General features: G+C 56.3%; 19 protein-coding genes. 10 read left to right on the top strand and 9 right to left on the bottom strand.

Features of this window, described 5'->3' with window-relative positions; all coding sequences use genetic code 11:
• Positions 1-583: 583 nt before the first annotated feature.
• Positions 584-1,579, bottom strand: a complete 996-nt coding sequence (locus J2Y91_RS04890) for a hypothetical protein (protein ID WP_253537468.1) — start codon at positions 1,577-1,579, stop codon at positions 584-586.
• Between the two features lie 173 nt (positions 1,580-1,752).
• Here J2Y91_RS04890 and J2Y91_RS04885 point away from each other — a divergent pair, with 173 nt between their 5' ends.
• Positions 1,753-2,313: a UPF0149 family protein gene (locus J2Y91_RS04885; protein WP_099754704.1), complete on the top strand. Its 561-nt coding sequence runs from the start codon at positions 1,753-1,755 to the stop codon at positions 2,311-2,313.
• Between the two features lie 48 nt (positions 2,314-2,361).
• On the opposite strand, the gene nlpA is transcribed toward J2Y91_RS04885, so the two are convergent.
• Together nlpA and J2Y91_RS04875 are read right to left on the bottom strand one after the other, a co-directional pair.
• The gene (gene nlpA, locus J2Y91_RS04880; protein WP_253537465.1) at positions 2,362-3,168 is read right to left on the bottom strand and encodes a lipoprotein NlpA; all 807 of its coding nucleotides are present in this window, start codon (positions 3,166-3,168) and stop codon (positions 2,362-2,364) included.
• A gap of 147 nt (positions 3,169-3,315) precedes the next feature.
• Positions 3,316-3,573 (bottom strand): helix-turn-helix transcriptional regulator, encoded by a 258-nt coding sequence (locus J2Y91_RS04875; RefSeq protein ID WP_048914552.1) that lies wholly within the window; start codon positions 3,571-3,573, stop codon positions 3,316-3,318.
• Positions 3,574-3,692: 119 nt separating this feature from the next.
• On the opposite strand from J2Y91_RS04875, the gene J2Y91_RS04870 reads away from it, so the two are divergent.
• Entirely contained in the window at positions 3,693-3,995 is a 303-nt protein-coding gene (locus tag J2Y91_RS04870) for a helix-turn-helix domain-containing protein (RefSeq protein ID WP_099754702.1), read from the top strand.
• On the opposite strand, the gene ampH is transcribed toward J2Y91_RS04870, so the two are convergent.
• Positions 3,982-5,157 (bottom strand): D-alanyl-D-alanine-carboxypeptidase/endopeptidase AmpH, encoded by a 1,176-nt coding sequence (gene ampH / locus J2Y91_RS04865; RefSeq protein WP_253537462.1) that lies wholly within the window; start codon positions 5,155-5,157, stop codon positions 3,982-3,984. The two genes, J2Y91_RS04870 and ampH, sit on opposite strands and share 14 nt — an antisense overlap.
• Positions 5,158-5,479: 322 nt before the next feature.
• On the opposite strand from ampH, the gene asnB reads away from it, so the two are divergent.
• A complete protein-coding gene (gene asnB / locus J2Y91_RS04860; RefSeq protein ID WP_253537459.1) occupies positions 5,480-7,330 on the top strand; it encodes an asparagine synthase (glutamine-hydrolyzing) in 1,851 nt (616 codons plus the stop codon).
• A 39-nt stretch (positions 7,331-7,369) separates the two neighbouring features.
• Here asnB and opgB read toward each other — a convergent pair whose 3' ends face one another.
• Entirely contained in the window at positions 7,370-9,661 is a 2,292-nt protein-coding gene (opgB, locus tag J2Y91_RS04855; RefSeq protein ID WP_253537456.1) for a phosphatidylglycerol--membrane-oligosaccharide glycerophosphotransferase, read from the bottom strand.
• 599 nt (positions 9,662-10,260) lie between these two features.
• Between opgB and J2Y91_RS04850 the strand changes: the two genes are divergently transcribed.
• Together J2Y91_RS04850 and J2Y91_RS04845 are read left to right on the top strand one after the other, a co-directional pair.
• A complete protein-coding gene (locus J2Y91_RS04850; protein WP_253537453.1) occupies positions 10,261-11,403 on the top strand; it encodes a porin in 1,143 nt (380 codons plus the stop codon).
• Positions 11,404-11,606: 203 nt separating this feature from the next.
• A complete protein-coding gene (locus tag J2Y91_RS04845; RefSeq protein ID WP_253537450.1) occupies positions 11,607-12,761 on the top strand; it encodes a porin in 1,155 nt (384 codons plus the stop codon).
• A 46-nt stretch (positions 12,762-12,807) separates the two neighbouring features.
• Here the strand turns inward: J2Y91_RS04845 and J2Y91_RS04840 are convergent, their stop codons facing one another.
• Entirely contained in the window at positions 12,808-13,197 is a 390-nt protein-coding gene (locus J2Y91_RS04840; protein WP_048914560.1) for a tautomerase family protein, read from the bottom strand.
• A 131-nt stretch (positions 13,198-13,328) separates the two neighbouring features.
• On the opposite strand from J2Y91_RS04840, the gene J2Y91_RS04835 reads away from it, so the two are divergent.
• The 4 genes from J2Y91_RS04835 (at position 13,329) to mug (ending at position 17,655) form a co-directional block, all read left to right on the top strand.
• Positions 13,329-14,264: a LysR family transcriptional regulator gene (locus tag J2Y91_RS04835; RefSeq protein ID WP_253537447.1), complete on the top strand. Its 936-nt coding sequence runs from the start codon at positions 13,329-13,331 to the stop codon at positions 14,262-14,264.
• Positions 14,265-14,347: 83 nt separating this feature from the next.
• Positions 14,348-15,892 carry a methyl-accepting chemotaxis protein gene (locus J2Y91_RS04830; RefSeq protein WP_253537444.1) on the top strand — a complete coding sequence of 515 codons (1,545 nt, stop codon included), beginning with the start codon at positions 14,348-14,350 and terminating at the stop codon, positions 15,890-15,892.
• Between the two features lie 156 nt (positions 15,893-16,048).
• A complete protein-coding gene (locus J2Y91_RS04825; RefSeq protein WP_253537441.1) occupies positions 16,049-17,083 on the top strand; it encodes a tartrate dehydrogenase in 1,035 nt (344 codons plus the stop codon).
• Between the two features lie 53 nt (positions 17,084-17,136).
• Entirely contained in the window at positions 17,137-17,655 is a 519-nt protein-coding gene (mug, locus tag J2Y91_RS04820) for a G/U mismatch-specific DNA glycosylase (protein ID WP_253537438.1), read from the top strand.
• A gap of 72 nt (positions 17,656-17,727) precedes the next feature.
• Here the strand turns inward: mug and rpoD are convergent, their stop codons facing one another.
• From rpoD to rpsU, 3 genes are all read right to left on the bottom strand, one after another.
• Positions 17,728-19,569 carry an RNA polymerase sigma factor RpoD gene (gene rpoD, locus J2Y91_RS04815; protein ID WP_048914565.1) on the bottom strand — a complete coding sequence of 614 codons (1,842 nt, stop codon included), beginning with the start codon at positions 19,567-19,569 and terminating at the stop codon, positions 17,728-17,730.
• Between the two features lie 379 nt (positions 19,570-19,948).
• Positions 19,949-21,694, bottom strand: a complete 1,746-nt coding sequence (dnaG, locus tag J2Y91_RS04810; RefSeq protein WP_133622696.1) for a DNA primase — start codon at positions 21,692-21,694, stop codon at positions 19,949-19,951.
• A gap of 111 nt (positions 21,695-21,805) precedes the next feature.
• Entirely contained in the window at positions 21,806-22,021 is a 216-nt protein-coding gene (gene rpsU, locus J2Y91_RS04805; RefSeq protein WP_001144069.1) for a 30S ribosomal protein S21, read from the bottom strand.
• A 303-nt stretch (positions 22,022-22,324) separates the two neighbouring features.
• Between rpsU and tsaD the strand changes: the two genes are divergently transcribed.
• Positions 22,325-23,338, top strand: coding sequence for a tRNA (adenosine(37)-N6)-threonylcarbamoyltransferase complex transferase subunit TsaD (gene tsaD / locus J2Y91_RS04800; protein WP_187497846.1), 1,014 nt, complete (start codon positions 22,325-22,327; stop codon positions 23,336-23,338).
• The last annotated feature ends 74 nt before the right edge of the window (positions 23,339-23,412 follow it).

The raw sequence follows: 23,412 nt of genomic DNA, 5'->3' as shown, positions 1-23,412 counted from the left end.
GTGAAAAATTAATTTCATTGATAGTGAGGGCCGATCGAAAAAGAGGATCGGCCCCTACAGGATTCATGCAGGCGGTAATATAGGGCCGATCGGAAAAAAGGATCGGCCCCTACAGGATTCATGCCGGGCGGTAATATAGGGCCGATCGGAAAAGAGGATCGGCCCCTACAGGGTTCATGCAGGGCGGTAATATAGGGCCGATCGGAAAAAAGGATCGGCCCCTACAGGATTCATGCAGGACGGTAATATAGGGCCGATCGGAAAAAAGGATCGGCCCCTACAGGATTCATGCCGGTCGGTAATATAGGGCCGATCGGAAAAAAGGATCGGCCCCTACAGGATTTATGCAGGCGGTAATATAGGGCCGATCGAAAAAGAGGATCGGCCCCTACAGGGTTCATGCAGGGCGGTAATACAGGGCCGATCGGAAAAAAGGATCGGCCCCTACAGGGTTCATGCAGGGCGGTAATACAGGGCCGATCGGAAAAGAGGATCGGCCCCTACAGGATTCATGCAGGGCGGTAATATAGGGCCGATCGAAATAGAGGATCGGCCCCTACAACGTGACGGATACAGTCAGCCCTCAGCGCACATCTTTAAACCACTGCGGCACGGGGTGCGGGCCTTCCATGGGGCGGCGCTGTGCATCGGGCTGCCCATCGCTGCCTGCCGTGCAGTGCAGGCGCTCAAAGCCCCAGCTGCCGTCACGGCCGGAGTAGTAGAGCGCCCAGTTCTCATCGTCGATGGCGAAATAGCGCTCGTGGTCGCTGCGCCACGCTTCACCGGCGCAGTAATAGCTGCTCTGCCATTCGCGGTTAATCGCATAATCCATCGTTTCCACCATGATCTTGCCGAACCACTGCACCAGCCCCTGCATCGACAGCACGATAATAAAAAAGAAGGTGGTGAGGGTCAGCATCATTCTCGGCCTGCTGCCTTTCATCACTACCAGAAAGGAGATACTGGCGGCGGGGTAAATAAGCAGCGAGAACCACACTGAAAAGTAGAGCGCCTTGACCCACAGATTCAGCACCGGGGAGTCATCTAGCTTAATGCCGCTCATCATATAAAAATCGCTGGCCGCGTAGCTGCTGGTAATAGCGTAAATCACCGGTACGGCGGCACCTAGAATATATCCCGCCTTTTTTAACGTCTGGTTCTCGTTGCGCATTAAGGCGATCAGCAGCAGCAGGGCGGACAGCATCCCCAGCGCGACAAAGCCGACCAGCAGATAGCGCCCCGGCCATATCCAGCCGCCGTTCACGGTAAATATCGAGAGGAAGAACGCCAGCAGTGCCCAGGTTGCCAGCGTGTGCGCATTCTCCTCAAGGGAGTGCAGGGAGAAGCAGAGCCAGCCGCGCCGGAACCGGTCCAGCCAGCGCCAGTCATCGCGCCAGAACAGAAACAGCAGCAGCACCGCCAGGCTCAGCAGCAGGATGATGCCTTTGCCCGGCAGCTGCACGCCGACTAACCAGATATTCAGCAGGCCAAAAAGGCACAGTGCGCTCAGTGACGGCTCTTTCCTGATGGCACCCGCTATCCCTTTAAAAATCATTGCCGCTCGCTGCCTGAACCCCATGGTGGTTAACTCCTGTGGTGAAAATTGTCCGCTAGCTTCTCGCTGATTAATCTGTGAAATGTCATCACGTATTACTCGACGAGTAAAACTAAACTACAGGCTGTGGTAGCTTTTTTGGTGCGCGGCACCCAGAATACTCGCAGACGCAATTTAACACGCCGTGGAGGTACAGCATGCAACAAGGACCCTTAACCGAAGAGGAACTCGAGTTCCTGGACGAAATCTTAACCAAGTACGGTAATGACGATTCGGTGCTGGATGCCTCTGAACTCGACGGTATGTTCACCGCTATCCTCTCCGGCCCAACGCTGGTGGAGCCGCAGGTGTGGCTGCCGGCGATCTGGGGCGGCGAAGAGAACGACCCGGAGTGGGAATCGGAAGAGGAGTTCGAGCAGTTTATGGAGCTGATCGCGCAGCATATGAATGATATTGCTGACCGCCTGAGCGAGTACCCGGAGCAGTTCGAACCGCTGTTTGGCCTCAACGAGATGGAAGGCACCGAGTTTGTGGTGGTTGAGGAGTGGTGCTACGGCTATATGAAGGGCGTGGCGCTGGGCAACAACTGGCCAACCCTGTCGGAAGCGCTGAAGCCCGCGCTGGCGGCTATCGCCCTGCACGGCAGCGAAGAGAACTTCGACAAGCTGGAAAGCATGACCCCGGAAGAGCATGAGCAAAGTATCGAGGCGATCCGCCCGGCGGCACTCAGCCTGTTCAGCCCGAAGGTTCTGCACTAAAAAACTCAGGCTGGAAAATGCCCGCGCATTCTCCAGCCTTTTCTACTGTTACCAGCCCGGCACCGCGCCGCCGTTAAAGATCCCTTCCGCCGCTTTTGCCACTTCTGGCGACTCATACGACTTCACAAAATCCTGCACGTTCTGCGCATCCTTGTTGTCTTCCCGCGCCACGATAATATTGACGTAAGGCGACTGCTTATCTTCGATAAACACGTTGTCGCGCACCGGATTCAGCCCGGTCTGCTGCAGGTAGGTGGTGCTGATAATCGCCACGGCGACCTGGGCATCATCCAGTACGCGCGGCAGCTGCGCGCCCTCAATCTCCATAATCTTCAGCTGCAGCGGGTTGCGGGTGATATCGGCGCTGGTCGGCAGCAGGCCGGTGCCCGCCTTCAGGGTAATCAGCTGCTCTTTTTGCAGCAGCAGCAGGGCGCGGCCCAGGTTGGTCGGGTCGTTAGGGATGGCGATGGTGTCGCCCTGTTTTAATTCGCTGACCTGCTTAATCTTTTTCGAGTAGCCCGCCATCGGGAAGACGAAGGTGTTACCGACCGCGACCAGCGTGGTGCCTTTGGCTTTGTTGTCCTGCTCGAGGAACGGACGGTGCTGGAAGACGTTGGCATCGAGGTCGCCATGCGCGGTCGGGTCGTTAGGCAGCAGCGAGCCGCTGAAGCCAACCAGTTCCACATCCAGCCCGTACTTCTCCTTCGCCACTTTTTTTGCCACTTCGGCCACGTCCTGCTCGGCACCGTTAATCACGCCGACCTTAATATGGTGCGCGTCGGCGCTTTTTTGATCGCAGCCGCTCAGCAGCATGCCCAGCATCAGTGCCGCGGCGGTGAGTACAGGCAGTTTCACGTTATTTGTCCTTAAATACAAAGAGGTAGAAAGCTAACCACTATCCGTGAATCCACCGCTGAGTCAACGGCGCAGTCCAGGCTAAAAAAGCACATGATATAAGCAGGAGGAGTAAGAGGGGTTATCGCGGCAGGCAGAGCGCAGGCGTTACTCTGGGTGCTGTTGTAAATACCACTGGCGCACCAGCTCGGCCAGCTCATCTTCAACGGTGTAGAAATAGCAGGAAGGCACGTTCAATATCGACGCAAGGCGGCACACCAGCTCGAAGTCCGGCACATGAATGCCGCGTTCGTACTGGTTCATACGCGCGCTGGAGGTCGCTTCATCAATCCCGGCCAATACCCCGAGTTTTTGCTGAGAGATCCCTTTACGCAGGCGAGCTTCTTTTAAACGGTGTGACAGCATGGCGATCCTGATGCGTTAACAAGTAACAGGATTCTCTTAGCTGCTTATGCAAATTGTACTAAGTTATACTTAGTGTTAATTTTACAGGCTCAGGAGTTTAGCCAGCAGCAGAGGGAGCGATGAAAAGAAAAGATATGCATCCGGCCGATATCATTGCGGCATTTAAGAAAAAGGGGATCTCCCTGGCGCAGCTGTCGCGACAGGTTGGGCTGAGTTCGGGAACGCTGGGCAATGCGTTGAAACGGCCCTGGCCGAAGGGGGAGTTTATTATTGCGGGTGCGTTAGGCAAGCATCCGGCGGACATCTGGCCAACGCGGTACTACGACAGGCGGGGGCGCCTGCTGCCAAGAGAAAATCTGATCCGTCGCCAACGGTCGGTGGCAACGGATCGCGCAGAGGATGAGGATATCACTGCGCCATAATGCTGGCGGCAAGCTGTGCGCTGCCAGAACTGTTACCTATCAGCTCGGTCAGCAGGTTGTTGACCCCGTCGCTCATTGGCGTAAAGCGGGTCTCTGCTGAACGGGCTACCACGATAAAGACGCCCACGCTGTACTGCGGCACCATCGCCATATAGGTGATGAAACCGCCGCCGCCGCCGGTTTTTTCAATAATGCCCGGTCGGCCGTCACGCGGACCCATGTAGACCCAGCCCATGCCGAGCGCGTCGGCGCGGCCCGGCACGTCCATGCCGTCGACTTTGGTCAACTGCGCGCGCTGGTAGATCATGGTCTGCAGTCGGTCAGCCTGCGGGCTGCGGGTGTGAACGTCGGAGGAGAGGAACTGCTGCATCCAGCGGCCCATATCGTCAGGGGTCGAGTATACGCCCCCGCTGCCAATCGCCGCCAGCGAGTTGTTGCAAGGGCTTGGGCTTTTCGCCGGGATCATCAGGCGTGCGCACTGGTCCGGGGAAGGGGTAAAAGTGGTGTCTTTCATTCCCAGCGGCCGGGTGATCTTCTCCTGCAGCAGTGCGGGATAAGGCTTGCCGCCCGCGCGCGCCAGCGCATCGCCCAGCAGGTCAAAGCCCAGGTTCGAATAGGCGGCGCGTTCGCCCGGCGCATATTTTAGCTGCGCGCTGCGCAGCCAGGCCCAGCGCTGGCTGTAAGTTGGCCAGGTAAATACCGCACGGTTTGCTTTGCCGCCGGGCTGTTCACGCGGCAGGGCGGCCGTATGGGTGGCCAGGTTGATCAGGCGGATAGGCTGGCCGTTGTAGCTCGGGACGTGGCTGCCGGGCGGGGCGTATTTGCTGAGCGGGTCATTGAGCTGTAAGCGCCCCTCTTCGGCCAGTTTAACCATCAGCTCGCTGCTCATCAGCTTGCTGAGCGAGGCGATGCGGATCAGCGAATCTTTTTGTGGCCGCTGGCTGCTGCCGGGGCGCACGGAGCCGCGGCTGACGAACACCCGCTGGTTGGCATCAATCGCCACCATCGCCATACCGCTGGCCTTGGTGTTGTAGAAGATATTATCGGCGTAGCGTTCGACGGTCTGCGAAGCCAGCAGCGGGTCCGGCGTGGTTCGCGCCTGGCTCAGCAGTGGCAGAGCCAGGGCGGGAAGCAGCAGAAAAGCATAGAGCGAAGATTTCAACGGGCGTGCATCCCTGTAAGTGAATGATTGACCGCTTCATAGTAGATTTTCTGGTTCTAACTGCAAGCCTTTCCTGAGTAAAAAAAAGTGTCATGCCTGTTCATTTTTTTATCAAAAAAATAATTAATTCGCCAGAGGTCCATAATTGTAATTGAAATCGAATAAGCCATTTTTGTCATTAAATATACTTCGATATATTTTTAATGTTTTGTTGCCTTTTTACTTCATGCTTTTACTAATTAAGTTGCTCCGGCAGGACTATTTGATTTTTTTTCGCTACATATTAACAGGCAAATTATTGTGCCATTAAAAGGAGCTTATCATGTGTGGAATAACAGGATGGTTGTCATTTAGTCGCCAAATGCAGCAGCAGCGCGATGTACTGCAAAACATGACCGATACCATGGCGCTGCGCGGCCCTGATGCAGGCGGGCTATGGATTGACGGGCCGGTAGGGTTAGGGCACCGGCGGCTGTCGGTTATCGATCTGGCCGGCGGTGGCCAGCCGATGATGGCCGGCAATCGCGGCAACCTCGAGGCAGTGATTACCTACAGCGGAGAAGTCTACAATTTCAAGGAGCTACGCGCAGAGCTGGAAGCCGCAGGCCAGCGCTTTTTAAGCCGCAGCGATACTGAGGTGGTGCTGCGTGCCTGGCTGCAGTGGGGCAATGATTTTGCCCAACGGCTCAATGGCATATTTGCCTTTGCTATCTGGGATATTCGCCGCCAGAGTCTGCTGCTGGTACGCGATCGCATGGGGGTGAAGCCGCTCTATTATTTTCCTACTGATGATGGGGTTATTTTTGGTTCAGAACCCAAAGCCCTGCTGGCTAATCCGCTGGTTAAGGCAAGAGTGGATGCGGACGGCCTGCGTGAATTACTGAAGCTGGTAAAAACGCCCGGGCAGGCGATATTTAAGGGAATATATGAAGTGCTGCCGGGTGAGATGATTCACTTTTCCAGACGCGGAAAACAATATCACCGCTACTGGCAGCTTGAGGCGCTGGAGCATACCGATACGCTAGAGCAGACAATTGCCCATACGCGCGAGCTGCTGGATGATATCGTCGGGCGGCAGATTGTCGCCGATGTTCCGCTGTGTAGCCTGCTCTCCGGCGGGCTGGACTCCTCGGTCATCACCGCGCTGGCCTCAAAAAAGCTGCTGTCACAGGGGAAAGAGAATATTCGCTCGTTCTCAGTGGATTTTCGTTCACACGGCATTGATTTCGTTAAGGACGAGCTGCGCGGCACGCCCGATGCGCCCTTCGTACGCGATCTGGTGGCGATGATCGGCTCACAGCACGGTGAAATTGTGCTTGATAGCCGCAGCATGGCCGACTGCAAACTGCGCGACAAGATTATCCGCGCGCTGGATCTGCCGCCGGTAGTCTGGGGGGATATGTGGCCGTCACTCTACCTGCTGTTCGAGGCGATCCGCCATCACTCCACCGTCGCGCTGTCCGGGGAGTCAGCGGATGAGGTGTTTGGTGGCTACCGCTGGTTCCATGATGCCGAGGCGGTGCAGGGCCAGATTTTCCCGTGGCTGGCACAGGGTTCCGGTAAGTACTTTGATGGCACAACGCTGCTGGACGCCAGTTTATTGCAGCGGCTGCATATTGATGAGTTCCTGCATGACAGCTTCACCCAGGCACAGCGCGAGACGCCACGGCTGCCCGGTGAAAGCCCGACCAATCAGCGTATGCGACAAATCAGCTATATGAGCCTGACGCGCTTTGTGCGCAGCCTGCTCGATCGTAAAGACCGCATGAGTATGGCGGTGGGGCTGGAGGTCAGGGTGCCTTTCTGCGACCACCGGCTGGTGGAGTATGTGTTCAATATTCCGTGGGAGATGAAGTGTTTTGACGGTCGCGAGAAGAGTATCCTGCGTGCCGCGGGTCAGGATCTGCTGCCCGAGTCGATCGTTAAACGGGTGAAAAGCCCTTATCCCTCCACGCAGGACCCGGCTTACGAGCAGGCACTGCGCGAGCTGACGTCCGCGATTATGGCGGATAAGGATGCGCCCGTGCGGGCATTGCTGGATGATAAACAGGTCAATGATAAGTTAGCGCTGCCGATGGGAAGCAGCAGCTCAATGGATATTCGCGTCGGGCTGGAGATGGTGGTAGGCCTGAATCGGTGGATGGAAAACTACCAGGTTGAGCTGGCACTATAAAGTCAGGGTGGCCCCGCGCATGCCGGGGCCACCTCAATCTCAGGGTTGAGCCGTAACCTTCAGGCTGACCAGCCCTATCCCCAGCTTACGTGCCGCAAAACCATCTACCGTACCTTCACTGGTTTCAATCGGCTCCGGCGGCGTGATGACGATGCTGCGCGCCCGTGACGGGTTATCCACCTGCAGCGTCATCGTGGTGTCCTGCGCGCCGAAGGTCACCTGCTGCTGCCAGTCACCGACTCTGACCTGCACCGGGCGCAGGCTGTTATTGCCAAAGGCGCGGGCGCTCATCGTCAGCGCAAATTTAGCTGGCAGAGGCTCCAGATACTGGATGGTGACATCCGGCAGCAGGTTGGCATCCGACCAGCGCCCCCAGTTTTCAGCATAAGAGAGGCCGGACACTTTCTGCACCTGCTGCGGCAGGCCAGGCAGATTGAACTGAATGCTGTCCGAGGCGTATTTCAGGTCGGCGTCGGCTATCTTCAGGCGCGTCAGGCTGCGCTGATAGCGATCGTCACTCTGCTCACCTTTGCTAAAGGTGATTTTCCCCAGCGTGTTGCCCGGTTTAACCTGAATAATGGTCGGGTGCGCATTCAGCGTACCGTTTGCCACGCACAGGCCGTTGTTCATTATCAGCTTGTCATCCCATACGCTGCCTATTTTGTAGCAGCGATCGATCCAGACAAACTTCTCGTCGGGGGCGAATCTTGCCAGCTGCTGCTTCAGCGGGGTCGCCAGGTAAGCATCCAGCTTCGGTTCAATCTTATTTGGCATCACTGACAGTAACAGCGGCAGCTTGAAGTGGGCGCCAGAGAAGCTGAAGGTATTTTTCTCGCTATCAATTTTGTAGTCGGAGATCGCTTTCGGGAAGTTCCACAGCGAAATCACGTCCGGCTTCCACTCGTTGATCTTCTCTTTGATATTGAGATAGGTGGCGGAAAGGGAGGTGGAGGAGAGGCTGCTGCGCCCCAGGCCGATAAAGTTATCGCCGCCCATCGCATCCAGCACCGTGGCGCCGTTGTCCAGCGTGTTTCGCTTCAGCGAAATCACTTTGCTGCTGACGTCATCGCCGCGCAGCATAAAGAACAGATCGCGGCGATCGTGCTGGTTAAGATATTTGTAGGCGGTGTTGTTCATCGCCAGATGGTCGGAGCTGACCACGATAATGGTGTTTTTGAAATACGGCGTGGCGCGGATTTTTTCAATCAGTCTGGCAATATGCTCCTGGCCGCAGGCAACCGCCGCGAAGGATTTATCCTCTTTGCCGTCAAACGGATAAGACTTGCGCTGGCAGCTGCGGGAGATAAAGCCATCCGGATGATGGGTATCCACGGTCAGGGCAAACAGCGAGAACGGCTGGTTTTTCTGCGCCAGCTCCAGATATTTGTCAAACACCACCTCCAGCACGGTATCGTCATACCAGCCCCAGTCGTTGCGGTATTTCGGGTCTTTCACCACGCCAGCCAGCTCTTTAAAACCGTACATATGGTCAAAGCCGTGCGAGGAGAGGAACAGATCCTTGCCCGCGAAGCTCAGGCTGGCACCCTGATAGAAATAGTTCTGATAACCGGAAGATTTCAGGATATCGCCAAGGCAGACATTCTGCGGGTAGAAGGTCGACAGCGAGCTGGAAGCGTTGCCGTCAAACGGCGCAAACAGCGGGATGCCGCACTGTGAGGCCACCATACCGGCAATGGTGTATTCAGTGCCGGGCAGCTGTTCAGTATTGCTGAAGTCCAGCGAGTTATTTTTAATTTCGTTCAGTTCAGGTGCCAGTTTTGGAAACGCATGCTCATCAAAATAGGTGCGTTCCAGGCTTTCGGCGTAGATATACACCAGATTAGGGCGATCGCCGCGTAAGCTTTTTCCCGGCACCTGATAATGACTGTAAAAATCCGAGTCGCCTTTGGTCATTTGTGACTTAATTAAATTGGTGACCTGCTGATAAGCCGGGGTGGTTTTGATCGAGAGTACGGCAAGCACCAATGCCAGCAGGCTATATAATTTGCTGTAATTATGGTTTTTACGCAGTTGTAATACCCAGGATAATAACAGGAATAGCAGTAATAACGTTATTATCAGCCCCACTGCTGGCAGAATATACTTCTGCACCCCGGCGCCGCTCAGGCTGCTGGTGATGGTATAAATAACCGCATCGTTAATGCCTTCACCGGTGAAATAATTACTCGCCAGCAGGGAAGCATTCAGCACAATGTAGACGCCCAGCAGTACCAGCACCGCCGAGAACCAAAGCTTATGGCGTCCTGCCTTCCATGTGTAAAGTGATACAGAAGCGATAAAAAATAGGAGTGATAACCATTCTGAAACCATCGGATCAATTTTACCCTGTATGTGACGCAATCCCTGTCAGGTGCCTGCGAAAAGAAAATATTAAGTTCAACGGATTAATTTAACGCAGCGAATTATCTCTGGCAACCAACCGGGGGGACAGGAAAATGTGATAGTGCCCACGCCTGCAACCCCGCCGTTTACCTTTCGTTTAACTTTGCGTGACGCAATGATGACTTTTTTCAATCTGCTGTTTGCGGGCGATAAGGCTATTTGACACTGCTTTTCATTGCTACAGGCGAAGCCACCCTCATTCAGCCATGACCAGACAGTCGAATAGCCCGCATTTGGCGCGAAGTATCTTAAACATAATTAATGAGTGAGTGCAGGAGGGAATAATCTCAAAATTAGGATTTAGCTCACATAAATGGCGAGTCAGCATCTTTTTCATTTAAAAACCACAAAAAGCCGTAACGATGTTGCAAAAATGTTAATTGCGCCAAATTTTTGCAATCTCGCTATGCAGAAACGGGGGTGTTCACATTTAGGGATAAAACCCGGCTAAGAATCAGGCGTTTTTATGATTGCGCATTTCGTGAAAACTGCTCCCCGCCGGGGGAGTGGTCTACTCAGGGAGGGTAATGATGAAACTCGCTTGCACGCTTCACCTGTGTCGTTCCGCGCTGCTGCTGCTACTTTTTTCCACCTCATGCCGGGCTGAGATCACCCTGCTCAGGGCCGATCCGCAGGGGGGCAGCTTGCTAAGCCGCTTCAATTTACGCGTCGGCGGCGATATCCGTATGAGTATCTATGATGTGATGGGCGGTAAAGATCGCGGTTCTTATCAGCGCAACCTGTTTGATGGCGGCTCGCGCCTGCGTTTCCATCTGCGCTATCAGCTGGATAACGACTTCAGCCTGGTGGGCTACGCGGAAACAGGGGTGAATAGCGCTGAGCTGATCGGCTGGCACGGCCACTATGCTGAAGGGGCGCGCAACACCAGTAATCGACAGCTGTTTGCCGGGGTACGCAGTCAGCGCTGGGGCGAACTCACCTGGGGCCACCGCGACAGTATCTATTACCAGGTGGTGACCGCTAAAACCGATATCTGGGGCAACGATATGCACACCGAGCCGGTGGAGAACGGGATGGAGGCAAATGCCGATGGTTCCTGGCACGCCCGCCGATCGCTCAACTACCTGCAACATTTCGGCCCCGTCGATCTCTACGCCAGCTATCTTTTCCCGGTCAATCCGTACTACAGCCGAGGCGCAAGGTACAAGCGGCATGATGGTCAGTCACTGGGAATTGACGACCATTTAACACCCCGGCTGTCGTGGGGGCTGGCGTGGAACCGCACCCGCGCTTCCATGAGTGATGCACAGCAGCAGCGCAAGCGCTTTGATCAGCAGATCCTGGGTACCGGGTTCTCCTGGAAGCCAGGGCACTGGACGGTGGCGGCGACCGGCGGCTGGTTCCGTAACTTTACCCCTCTGGCCGGCCGACCGCTGCGGCGCTACTTTGCCACCCGCGCCTGGGGGCTGAGCTATTTCATCGGGCGGGACTTTGCGGTAAATCGCTACGGGCTGAAAAGCATCATGCCGATCTACTTTGGTGCCCAGCTGCGCGCCGGGCAGCATCGTGAGCGCTACCAGCGTGAGAATGGTCTGGGCGTGGAGTTCTTTTTATACAAAGGGTTCCGTTTTGACTATCAGCATGTGTTTCGCTCCAGCAATGACCACATTGGTGATTTAAATTTGTTTCGCCTGCGCTATGACTTCTGAAAACTATTTGGCTTTTGTTTAGGCACGGTCAATAAATACCGCACAATTTGATAATTTGTGTGAATAAAAAAACATAATGAAATATTTGCTTAATCTCTTCGTGCGCAAAACCGCACAAAATCGTCATGCAGATGAACTAAATGTCACATATTTCGGGCTAATATCTCGCCGTTATATTTGGCAATATTACACAGGGCTACATAATGTTAACTAAAATGCGTATTTTAACTCAGGCCATTGGTCTGGGGCTGATTGTTGGCAGCGCTTCTTTTGCTGCTAATGCTGAGATTACCCTGCTTAAACAAGATCCCCAGGCGGGCGACCCGCTGAGCCGTCTGAACTTCACCGTGGGCGGCAGTATTCGTCCACAGTTCAACAACCTGACCGGCAACGATGGCAGCAACGCCTACCGTCGTAATGGTTTTGACGGCGGTTCGCGTTTCCGCTTTGCCGCTGATTATTATCTGTTTGATGATATCAGCTGGATCAGCTACTACGAACTGGGCGTCAATATCCCGGCGGTGTTCGACTGGGATAACCACTACGCCCCGGGCGCGCACAACACCACCCGCCGTATGCTTTACACCGGCCTGAAAAGCAAAACCTGGGGTACGCTGACCTTCGGCCAGCAGAACAGCGTTTATTACGATGTGGTCGGCGCGAAAACCGATATCTGGGACTACGACATGCTGGCCCAGGCACCGGGTAACGGGATTAACGGCGACTACGACGGCTCTTATCGTTCACGCAAGATGCTGAAGTACAAAAATACCTTCGGCGACGCCGATGTGTATGCCTCCTACCTGTTTGCCGACAATGACTACCTGGTCAATGGCAATAGCCTCGGCTACAAGCGTCAGGGCGGCGGATCGCTGGGCGTGGATTACCACATCGCGAAGGATCTGACCTGGGGCACCGCGTGGAACTACACCCGCGCAGATATGCGTAACCGCAACAACGGCGATGACAAATCTTACGACCAGAATATTTTCGGTACCGCGCTGAGCTGGACGCCGGATAACTGGACCTTCACCGTGGGCGGCGGCTGGTACGACAACTTCCTGACCACCAAAAAAGCCGATGTTCACAACTACTTCGCCGGTGATGCATGGGGCGTGGAGTATCTGGCCGGTTATACCGTGCCGGTGGGTCAATACGGTCTGAAGTCGGTGATGCCGTACTTTATGGGCGACCGCCTGCAGTACGTGTCGGGGCGTGATTACCAGCGTATCGATAACGGCCTGGGTGTGACCTTCAAGCTGGATTACGGCTTCCGTGTTGACTACGAACACGTGTTTACTTCCAGCACCGACAACCTGGGTGATATGAACCTGGTGCGTCTGCGTTACGATTTCTAATCGTTATGCACTCCCCGGCGGCCAGCCGGGGAGTTTCTGCTACTGCTTACAGCTCGCCGGTCAGATACTGCGCCACGCCATTGCCGAAGCTCCAGTCGCCTTTATCGTTGGTGATAAAGGTCATCATCACATCAGTTGGCAGGATCCCACAGCTCTCTTCCAGTTCGCGGCACAGTTCGGCCATAAAGAGCTGCTTCTGCTCGCTGCTGCGCGGGCTGGTAAACACCCTCACCATCACCAGATTATCGGTACGCGGCAGATCCAGGCCGGTATCCTCGAACACCATCTGGTAGCCTTTATTCTCGTGAACAATCTGATAGCGGTCGCGCGCTGGCACGTTAAACGCCGTCAGGACTGCACGGTGGGCCGCATCCAGCAGGGTTTTTAGCTCGGACTCTGAACGGCCCTGAATGACATCGAATTGCAGTAACGGCATAGATACCCCGACTTGGTCATTGTTTAGTGATGCAGGCAGTATCGCCTGTCAACGGGGGCAATTTAACCCTGATGCGCGGCGGGAAAAAGCGCTATGCTTGAAATGATTATTTACTATAGTGAACAATGAAAATGAAAGAGCTTAAGACGGATGCGCTGTGGACGCATCTGCACTGGCTGACGGTGCTGGCCGAGCAGGGCAGTTTTACCGCCGCCGCAGACCGGCTGGAGGTCAGTAAGGCGGCGATGTCGCAGAAGATCAAGGAGCTGGAGCAGCTGGCAGGAGTACCGCTGGTGACGCGCACCACGCGCAGCCTGCGCCTGACCAGCGCCGGGGAAAAGCTGGTGGATGACCTGCGCGCGCCCTTTGCACAGATTGCCCAAAGTTTTTTCAGCGTGCGCGACTCTGCCGGACCGCTGCGCGGGATGGTGCGCGTGACTGCACCGGTGGCGTTTGCCCGCCAGCAGCTGGTGCCGCATATCACCGCTTTCCTGCGCGAGCATCCGCAGGTGCGCGTGCAGCTGGAAGTTTCTGACCGCCTGGTGTCGCTGGCCAGCGAAGGATTTGACCTGGCTATTCGTCACAGCACCACCTTACCGGAAACCCACGTCGCGCTGCCGCTGTGCCCGACGCGCGCCGTGGTGGTGGCTTCTCCGGCCTATCTGGCACGTTTCGGTCATCCCGCCAGCCCGCATGCCCTGAGTGAACACCTCTGCCTCTACTATCCGCGCGGCGTGGAGGCGCCGCGCTGGCGTTTTCAGCCGCTGGCCGGGGGCGAACAGACAGCCGTGAACGTCAGCGGGCCGTTTGCCACCAACAACAGTGAATCGATTCGCGATGCGGCGCTGGAAGGGCTGGGCATTGCGCTGCTGCCGGACTTCAGCGCGCAAGCGGCGCTAAAGGATGGCTCGTTAGTGCAGCTGCTGCCGCAGTGGCAGGCGGTGGGCGCCTTTGCCGAGACGCTGTACGTGGTGCGCCCGTGGTCGGCTCAGGTGCCGCGTGCCGTCAGCGCTTTTATTCACTGGCTGCGTGAGGCGTTTGCGCATAAATCTGGTGAGAATGGTTAAAGTTTTCGCCACTTTCTGCCGATGGTTTAGCATAGAGCAGGCAAGTTGCTGCAGGATCCAAACCATCATAACAAGGTCGTTATATGCAAACCCATCAGCACGTAACCCAGCAGGAGCATCTGCTCGACGACGATACCACTCTGATGACCACCACCGATGCCGACAGCTACATCACCTACGCTAACAGCGCGTTTATTGCGGTGAGCGGCTACGATCGCAGTGAAATCGACGGTCAGCCTCATAATCTGGTACGCCACCCCGATATGCCAAAAGCCGCCTTTGCCGATATGTGGAGCACCCTGAAACAGGGGCTGCCGTGGACCGGGCTGGTGAAAAACCGCCGTAAAAATGGCGACCATTACTGGGTGCGCGCCAACGTGGTGCCGGTGATCCGCCATGGCGAAATACTCGGCCATATGTCGGTGCGGGTTAAGCCCGGCGCCGAAGAGGTGCGTGGCGCCGAGCAGCTGTATCAGAAGATGAATCAGGGGCGGCTCAAGGGCTGGCGTTTGCATCGCGGCCTGCTGCTGCGCACGGGCTGGCTGCGCCCGCTCTCCCTGTTGAAAACGCTGTCACTGCGCTGGCGCATTCATAGCGCGGTGCTGGCGCTGTGGCTACCGCTGGTGGCGGCGGCGGCAGTCGCCGGGCTGCAGGGCGCGGCGCTGGCCGGTTTTAGCGCCTTTTCGGTGCTGATCGCGCTGGGAGTGGATGCCTGGCTGCAAAGCCAGATTGCCCGCCCGATGGCTGCCGTCTGTCGCCAGGCGCTGGACGTGGCCAGCGGCGCTAATCCGCAGGTTGAGCACCTCAACCGGGTTGATGAGATCGGTATGACGCTGCGGGCGGTGGGGCAGCTGGGCCTGATGTTCCGCTGGCTGATTAAAGACGTCAGCGATCAGGTACTCGACGTGCATCGCGCCAGCGACGAGCTGGCGCGCGGTAACGACAAGATCAACAGCCATACCGAACAGACCGCAGCCAGCGTGCAGCAGACGGCCAGCACCATGAACCAAATGACCAGCACGGTGCAGCGCAACGGCGAGAGTACCGAGCAGGCCAATCAGTTCTCGCATACCGCCAGCAACGCGGCGGTGAAGGGCGGTGAGGTGATGCAGAACGTGGTGGTGACGATGGATGAGATCGCCGCCAGCTCGCGCCAGATTGCCACCATTACCGGCCTGATCGACAGCATCGCTTTCCAGACCAATATCCTGGCGCTGAATGCGGCGGTGGAAGCCGCGCGTGCCGGCGAACAGGGCAAAGGCTTCGCCGTGGTCGCCGGAGAAGTGCGCAGCCTGGCGCAGCGCAGCGCCGGTGCAGCCAGTGAGATCCGCCAACTGATTGCCGCCAGTAATCTCAAGGTGGAGTCCGGTGCCGGGCAGGTGCATGAAGCGGGCAAGGCGATCGGCGATATTGTCGATAAGGTGCAGAACGTCACCGAACTGCTGCAGCAGATCAGCGTGGCAACGGCCGAGCAGAGCGCCGGGCTGGGCGAGGTCGGGCAGGCGGTAGAAGCGCTCGACCGCCTGACGCACGATAACAGCGCGCTGGTCAGCGAAGGCGCGCAGGCGGCGCAGCGTATGAAAAACCAGGCCAGCCGTCTGGTAGAGGCAGTCAGCGTGTTCCGCTAATCTGAACGCGGGCCTTGCACGGCCCGCGATGGCTGATGCGTACAGCGTGCCTGTTCGGCAGCTTCTGCCGCCAGATACCCCAAAAAAAGCAGCACAAACGCGTCACCTGGGCGAAGATGTTATCTTGCTGGTTATATTAATCATCTAAGGAGCATCATGAAAAGCTATCAAGTGGCGGTGATCCCCGGGGACGGAATCGGCGTGGATGTGATTAACGCTGCCTGGCATGTGCTGGTCCACAGCGCGGCCAAATTTGATTTCGCCCTTGGCGGCGAGTGGTTCCCGTGGTCGTGCGAATACTATCTTGAGCACGGTGAGATGATGCCGAAAGACGGTATCGATACGCTGAAGAAATTTGATGCGGTGCTGCTGGGTGCGGTTGGCTGGCCGGAAAAAGTGCCGGATAACGTCTCGCTGCACGGCCTGCTGTTGCCCATCCGCAAGCAGTTTGACCTGTTTGCCAACGTACGGCCGCACCGCCTGCTGGCGGGAGTGGAAGGCCCGCTGCGCAAAAGCGAGTTTGATATCCTCTGCATTCGTGAAAACACTGAAGGCGAGTACAGCGGCGCGGGTGGGCGTATTCACCAGGGAACCCCGGCGGAAGTGGCGGTAGAAACGTCAATTTTCACCCGTCGCGGCGTTGAGCGCATTCTGCGCTTTGGCTTTGAGATGGCGCAAAAGCGCAGCAAGCGGCTGGCCTCCGTCACCAAATCCAACGCGCAGAAATACACCATGGTGATGTGGGATGAAGTCACCGAGGAGGTGGCGCGCGACTATCCTGATGTCACGGTTAACCGCTATCATATTGATGCGATTGCAGCACGAATGGTGATGAACCCGGAAACGCTCGACGTGATCGTCGCCTCCAACCTGTTTGGCGACATCCTCACCGATCTCGGCGCGGCCATTCAGGGCGGGCTGGGCTATGCGGCTTCTGCCAACCTCAATCCCGACCCCGCTGTGCCTTCGATGTTTGAACCGGTGCACGGCTCCGCGCCGGATATTGCCGGGCAGGGCATCGCTAACCCGATTGCCGCTATCTGGTCTGCGGCGATGATGCTGGAACATCTGGGCGAGCAACAGGCAGCACGTGCGATCCTGCACGCCGTTGAAACCGTCACCGCGCAGCAGAAAATAAATCACGGGCTGAGCACCGAAGAGATCAGCGCAGCAGTCATTGCCGCGATTTAAATCACGATGGCTGCCGCACGCGTGGCAGCCCGCTAGCAGGGAGAGAGTGATTCATGGAAGCACACGGCATCAGCGATATTATCCAGCCCCGACTGAGAGTGCTGTTCTGCGGCATTAACCCAGGAAAATCCTCCGCCCACACGGGTTTTCATTTTGCGCATCCGGGTAACCGCTTCTGGAAAACCATTTTCCAGGCGGGCTTTACCCGCAGCCAGCTCAAGCCCGAGCAGGAACAGCAGCTGCTGGAGACCGGTTGCGGTATTACCATGCTGGTGGAACGGCCAACGGTGCTGGCCAGTGAACTGGCGGGCAGCGAGCTGCGTGAGGGCGGCCAGGCGCTGGTGGATAAGATTGAGCGCTATCAGCCCGCGGCGCTGGCGGTGCTCGGCAAGCAGGCTTATCAGCAGGCATTTCGCCGCAGCAAGGTGGAGTGGGGCAGGCAGCCTCTGACGATTGCTGGCACCGAAATCTGGGTACTGCCGAATCCCAGCGGCCTGAATCGTGCCTCGCAGCAGGAGATGACGGCGGCCTATGCGGCACTCGATCAGGCATTGCGTGAGCAGGGACGTTAAGCTATCCGGCCCAAAGTGTCGGCAAAAAAATGGCCCCTCAGTGAGGAGCCATCTTGTGACGCAGACCGTCGGTTAATCGTCGAGGAAGCTGCGCAGCACTTCAGAGCGGCTTGGATGGCGCAGTTTACGCAGCGCCTTCGCTTCAATCTGACGGATACGCTCACGCGTCACGTCAAACTGCTTGCCAACTTCTTCCAGCGTGTGGTCGGTGTTCATATCGATACCGAAACGCATACGCAGCACTTTCGCTTCACGCGCAGTCAGGCCAGCCAGCACGTCGTGGGTAGCAGAACGCAGGCTCTCAGAGGTGGCAGAGTCCAGCGGCAGCTCCAGCGTGGTGTCTTCGATAAAATCACCCAGATGTGAATCTTCATCATCACCAATTGGCGTCTCCATCGAGATCGGCTCTTTGGCAATTTTCAGCACCTTGCGGATTTTATCTTCCGGCATCAGCATGCGCTCAGCCAGCTCTTCCGGCGTTGGCTCGCGGCCCATCTCCTGCAGCATCTGGCGCGAAATACGGTTGAGCTTGTTGATCGTCTCAATCATATGCACCGGAATACGGATGGTACGCGCCTGGTCGGCGATAGAACGGGTGATCGCCTGACGGATCCACCAGGTAGCATACGTCGAGAACTTATAACCACGGCGGTATTCAAACTTATCCACCGCTTTCATCAGGCCGATGTTGCCTTCCTGAATCAGATCAAGGAACTGCAGACCGCGGTTGGTGTATTTCTTAGCGATAGAGATAACCAGACGTAAGTTTGCTTCAACCATCTCTTTCTTCGCACGGCGCGCTTTCGCTTCACCGATAGACATGCGGCGGTTGATATCCTTCACCTGCTCAATGGTCAGGCCGGTTTCTTGCTCAATCTGCTGCAGTTTCTGCAGGCCACGATGCACATCTTCTGACACGTCGTTCAGCTTTTCAGACCACGGCTTGTTCATTGCCAGTGCCGCTTTGAACCAGGTTTCGCTGGTTTCATTGCCGGTGAACAGAGTAATGAAGTTCTTCTTCGGCATTTTGCACAGTTCAACGCACAGCTTCATAATCAGGCGTTCCTGAGTACGTACGCGGTCCATCATCACGCGCATGCTGTTTACCAGGAAGTCGAACTGCTTCGGCACCAGGCGGAACTGCTTAAAGACGTCGGAAAGATTCTGGATCTCAGCGATGGCATCAGCGTGGCTGCGGCTTTTCGCTTTGATAACGGTACGGGTTTTCTCGTACTGTACGCGCAGATCGTTGAATTTTTCACGCGCCAGCTCCGGGTCGATGCTGTTGTCATCGTCCGAGCTGTCGTCATCTTCTTCGTCTTCTTCTTCGTTGTCGTCACGCTCAGCTTCAGACAGCTCGGAACCGACATGGGTCGCCGTCGGTGCGATATCTTCCTGCGCGTTGGGATCAACAAAACCGGTGATCAGGTCTGACAGGCGCGCTTCGCCCGCTTCAACGCGATCGTACTGCTCAAGCAGGTAGGTAATGGCTTCAGGATATTCAGCAACCGAGCACTGTACCTGGTTGATACCGTCTTCGATGCGCTTCGCGATGTCGATTTCGCCTTCGCGAGTCAACAGTTCAACGGTACCCATTTCACGCATGTACATGCGCACCGGGTCGGTAGTACGCCCGATTTCGGACTCTACGCTGGATAGCACCTGAGCAGCCGCTTCAGCAGCATCTTCGTCCGTATCGTTGTTGTTTTCATTCAGCATCAGATCATCGGCATCAGGCGCTTCTTCCACTACCTGGATGCCCATGTCGTTAATCATCTGGATGATGTCTTCAATCTGATCGGAGTCGACGATATCTTCCGGCAGATGGTCATTGACCTCGGCATAGGTCAGATAGCCTTGCTCCTTACCACGGGTGACAAGTAGCTTCAGCTGTGACTGCGGGTTTTGCTCCATAAGACGGTATCCACACTTCTGTTAAATTAGATTGGTGTCGGGTCGGCTAAGATGCCAACAATAACAGTGAGGGCGTTTAGATTATTGCCGCTGCCCGTCATGGCGGCTGTCAGGGGCTGCCTGACTCGAATTCGGCACTTAAGCCGCTGATATCTTTGTCGAGGCTATCTCACTTGCCATTTTGAACCCCGGCTGTGCTCGCACTCCTCACGTACTTCAGTACGCTCCGGGTGCTGCGCGCAGGCGGTGTGCAAACTGACTGCGCCGATAACGCCTCTAAATTCTGTGTGACTTTGGGGCGAACCCTAAAATCTTCTGTGATGTAGGGGCTGACCCTCTTTTCCGGTCAGCCCGCAGCGCCTGGTTAAGCCTGCTGCGATTACTGTTTCTTCAGAGCCTGGCTTAGCGTCCAGAACTCGCGGCGCTCTTCTGCGCTCAGTACGTGCGTGCGGTCACGGGCAATCAGCTCTTCCAGCCGACGCTCCAGTGCGTCATCGTACATACTGCCCAGCGCATCCTTAAACATGGTGTCCACTTCGTCATCTACTATCATGTGGTTCCATGTTGCCAGGGTTTCAAGGCTCTGGCTAAATTTTGTGCCGCGGTATAACTCTAGTAGCTGTCCGGTCGTCAGGCCAGGTTGAGCAACGCAAGTGCTCACTAACTCAACGAACAGCGGAAAACCGGGTAAATCCGACTGCTCCAGCCCATCAAGCGAGGGCACCATCATCGCCAGCTGCGGGTTCTGGATCAGCAGCCCAATAAGTATACGCATGGTTGTGCGTTTTAGCTGGGGCTGCGCGGGCGGTTTCGCATTTTCCGCTTGCTTCGGCAGCAGCTTCTCCAACTGGCTATCGTCAAGGATCCCCAGCTTGTTGCCCAGCTCCTGACGCAGGTAGATGCGCAGCGTCTCGCCCGGCACCTGGCTAATCAGCGGCAGGGCCAGGGTGCTGAGCTGCGCGCGGCCATCCGGCGAGCGCAAATCGACCTGCGGCATCAGCGTATCGAACAGAAACCCGGAGAGCGGCATTGCCTGCTCCATCCGCGCTTCAAACGCCTCTTTACCCTCTTTACGCACCAGCGTATCCGGGTCTTCGCCGTCAGGCAGGAACATAAAGCGTAGCTGACGACCGTCATTCATGTAAGGTAATGCGGTTTCCAGCGCACGCCAGGCTGCCTCGCGGCCTGCACGGTCACCGTCGTAACAGCAAATCACGGTGTTGGTGGCGCGGAACAGCAGCTGAATATGTTCAGCTGTGGTGGAGGTCCCCAGCGAGGCCACGGCGTAATCCACGCCAAACTGCGCCAGCGCCACCACGTCCATGTACCCTTCAACCACCAACAGCTTAGGCGGTTCAGGATAATTTTTTTGTGCTTCATACAGGCCGTATAGCTGGCGGCCTTTATGGAAAATATCGGTTTCCGGCGAGTTGAGATATTTCGGCATCCCGTCGCCGAGTACCCGGCCACCAAAGCCAATCACCCGCCCACGCTTATCGTGGATAGGAAACATCACGCGCTCACGGAAGCGATCGTAGCTGCGGCCCTGATCGTTGGTGACCAGCATACCGGCGTCGATCAGCGACTGGCGGTCATCAGGATTACGGCCAAAGCGTTTAAGCGCGTTGTCCCAGCCCGCAGGGGCGAAACCGATAGAAAAATGTTTAATGACCTCTTCGCTTAGCCCGCGCTGCGCCAGATATTCACGCGCGCCTGCCGACTGGCTTTGAGCCAGCGCCTGCTGATAGAAATCGCGCAGACCGGTCATTAACTGATAAAGACTTTGACGCTGGTGACGCTCAAGCTGGCTGGGACCGTTACCGCTTTCATACGGCACTTCCAGACCATACAGGGTCGCCAGTTCTTCGATGCTTTCGACAAATTCCAGACGATCGTAATTCATCAGGAAGTCGACGGCGTTGCCGTGTGCACCGCAGCCGAAACAGTGATAAAACTGTTTCTCGCCGTTTACCGTGAAGGAGGGGGTTTTCTCATTATGGAAAGGGCAGCACGCGTGATAGTTTTTACCCTGCTTTTTCAGCTTCACCCGGGCATCAATAAGATCCACGATGTCCGTGCGTGCGAGTAAGTCATTGATAAATACGCGTGGAATTCTTCCTGCCATAAGCCCCGGTTGATCAGCTCATAAACGACAACAAGCCGCGCATTCCTTTCGGAAGCACGGCCTGATAACTACTAACTGGTCTGTATAACGAGAGGGCGAACCCTCAGGCTACTAGTACAGACGAGTGCGGCGTGCGTTTTCGCGAGCCAGTTTCTTCGCGTGGCGTTTTACTGCAGACGCTTTAGCGCGCTTACGTTCGGTAGTAGGTTTTTCATAAAACTCACGACGACGAACTTCAGCCAGAACGCCTGCTTTCTCACAAGAACGCTTGAAGCGACGCAGTGCTACGTCGAATGGCTCGTTTTCACGTACTTTAATTACCGGCATGTAACTCTCACCTCGATAAATTCGGTTTTGCTGCTGACATCGGTGCCAGCTCATTTCAAAATGGTGCGGAATTTTACTCCAACACAGGCTGCGTTGTAAAGCACCATAGCTTAATGTAACCAACAGATGCGCCTGTGCGGCTGCCGGTTTTTTTCAGGGGGCTGATTATACACGAAACCAGCGTCCCTGGTGGGAAAAAAAACGCCTTATTGGTCAAGGCATAACCGTTGAGTCGCTAAAATTGCCGCCCGGCAAAGCGCCGTCATGCTACACTGCGCGCCGCAAGAATGAGGTGAAAAAGCCATGCGTGTTCTCGGAATTGAAACATCCTGCGATGAAACCGGTATTGCCATTTATGACGATGCGGCCGGTTTGCTCGCTAATCAACTTTATAGCCAGGTAAAGCTCCACGCCGACTACGGTGGTGTGGTCCCCGAACTGGCTTCGCGCGATCACGTGCGTAAAACGGTGCCGCTGATCCAGGCCGCGCTGAAAGAAGCCGGGCTGCAGGCGCAGGATATCGATGCGGTGGCCTACACTGCCGGCCCGGGCCTGGTCGGTGCGCTGCTGGTTGGCGCCACCATTGGTCGCTCGCTGGCGTTTGCCTGGGATGTCCCGGCGATTGCCGTGCACCATATGGAAGGGCACCTGCTGGCTCCGATGCTGGAAGATAACCCGCCCGAGTTTCCGTTTGTCGCGCTGCTGGTTTCCGGCGGCCATACGCAGCTGATCAGCGTCACGGGCATCGGTGAATACACCCTGCTGGGCGAATCCATAGATGATGCGGCAGGCGAAGCCTTTGATAAAACCGCCAAGCTGCTGGGGCTGGACTATCCCGGCGGCCCGATGCTGTCGAAAATGGCGCAGCAGGGGGTGGAAAAGCGCTTTGTCTTCCCGCGCCCGATGACCGATCGCCCGGGGCTGGATTTCAGCTTCTCCGGCCTGAAAACCTTCGCGGCAAATACCATTCGCGATAATGACAGCAGCGAACAGACTCGCGCTGACATCGCGCGCGCTTTTGAAGATGCCGTCGTCGATACGCTGGCAATTAAATGCCGCCGTGCACTCGACCAGAGTGGTTTTAAGCGCCTGGTGATTGCCGGGGGCGTCAGCGCTAACCGCACGCTGCGCAGTAAGCTGGCAGAGATGATGCAGAAGCGGGGCGGCGAAGTGTTTTATGCGCGCCCGGAATTTTGTACCGATAACGGCGCGATGATCGCCTATGCAGGGATGGTGCGGATGAAAGGTGGTGCGCATGCGGAGCTGAGCGTCACGGTGCGCCCGCGCTGGCCGTTGGCAGAGTTACCTGCTATTTAACTGCTCGCCTGTTGTGGGTCAGGCATGCCTGGCCCATCAGCACATTCAGCGCGTTTTTGTCGGGGTTAAGTAAC

This window comes from Erwinia aphidicola (genome assembly GCF_024169515.1).
Lineage (GTDB): Bacteria > Pseudomonadota > Gammaproteobacteria > Enterobacterales > Enterobacteriaceae > Erwinia > Erwinia aphidicola.
This window is presented reverse-complemented; position numbering and strand designations above follow the sequence as displayed.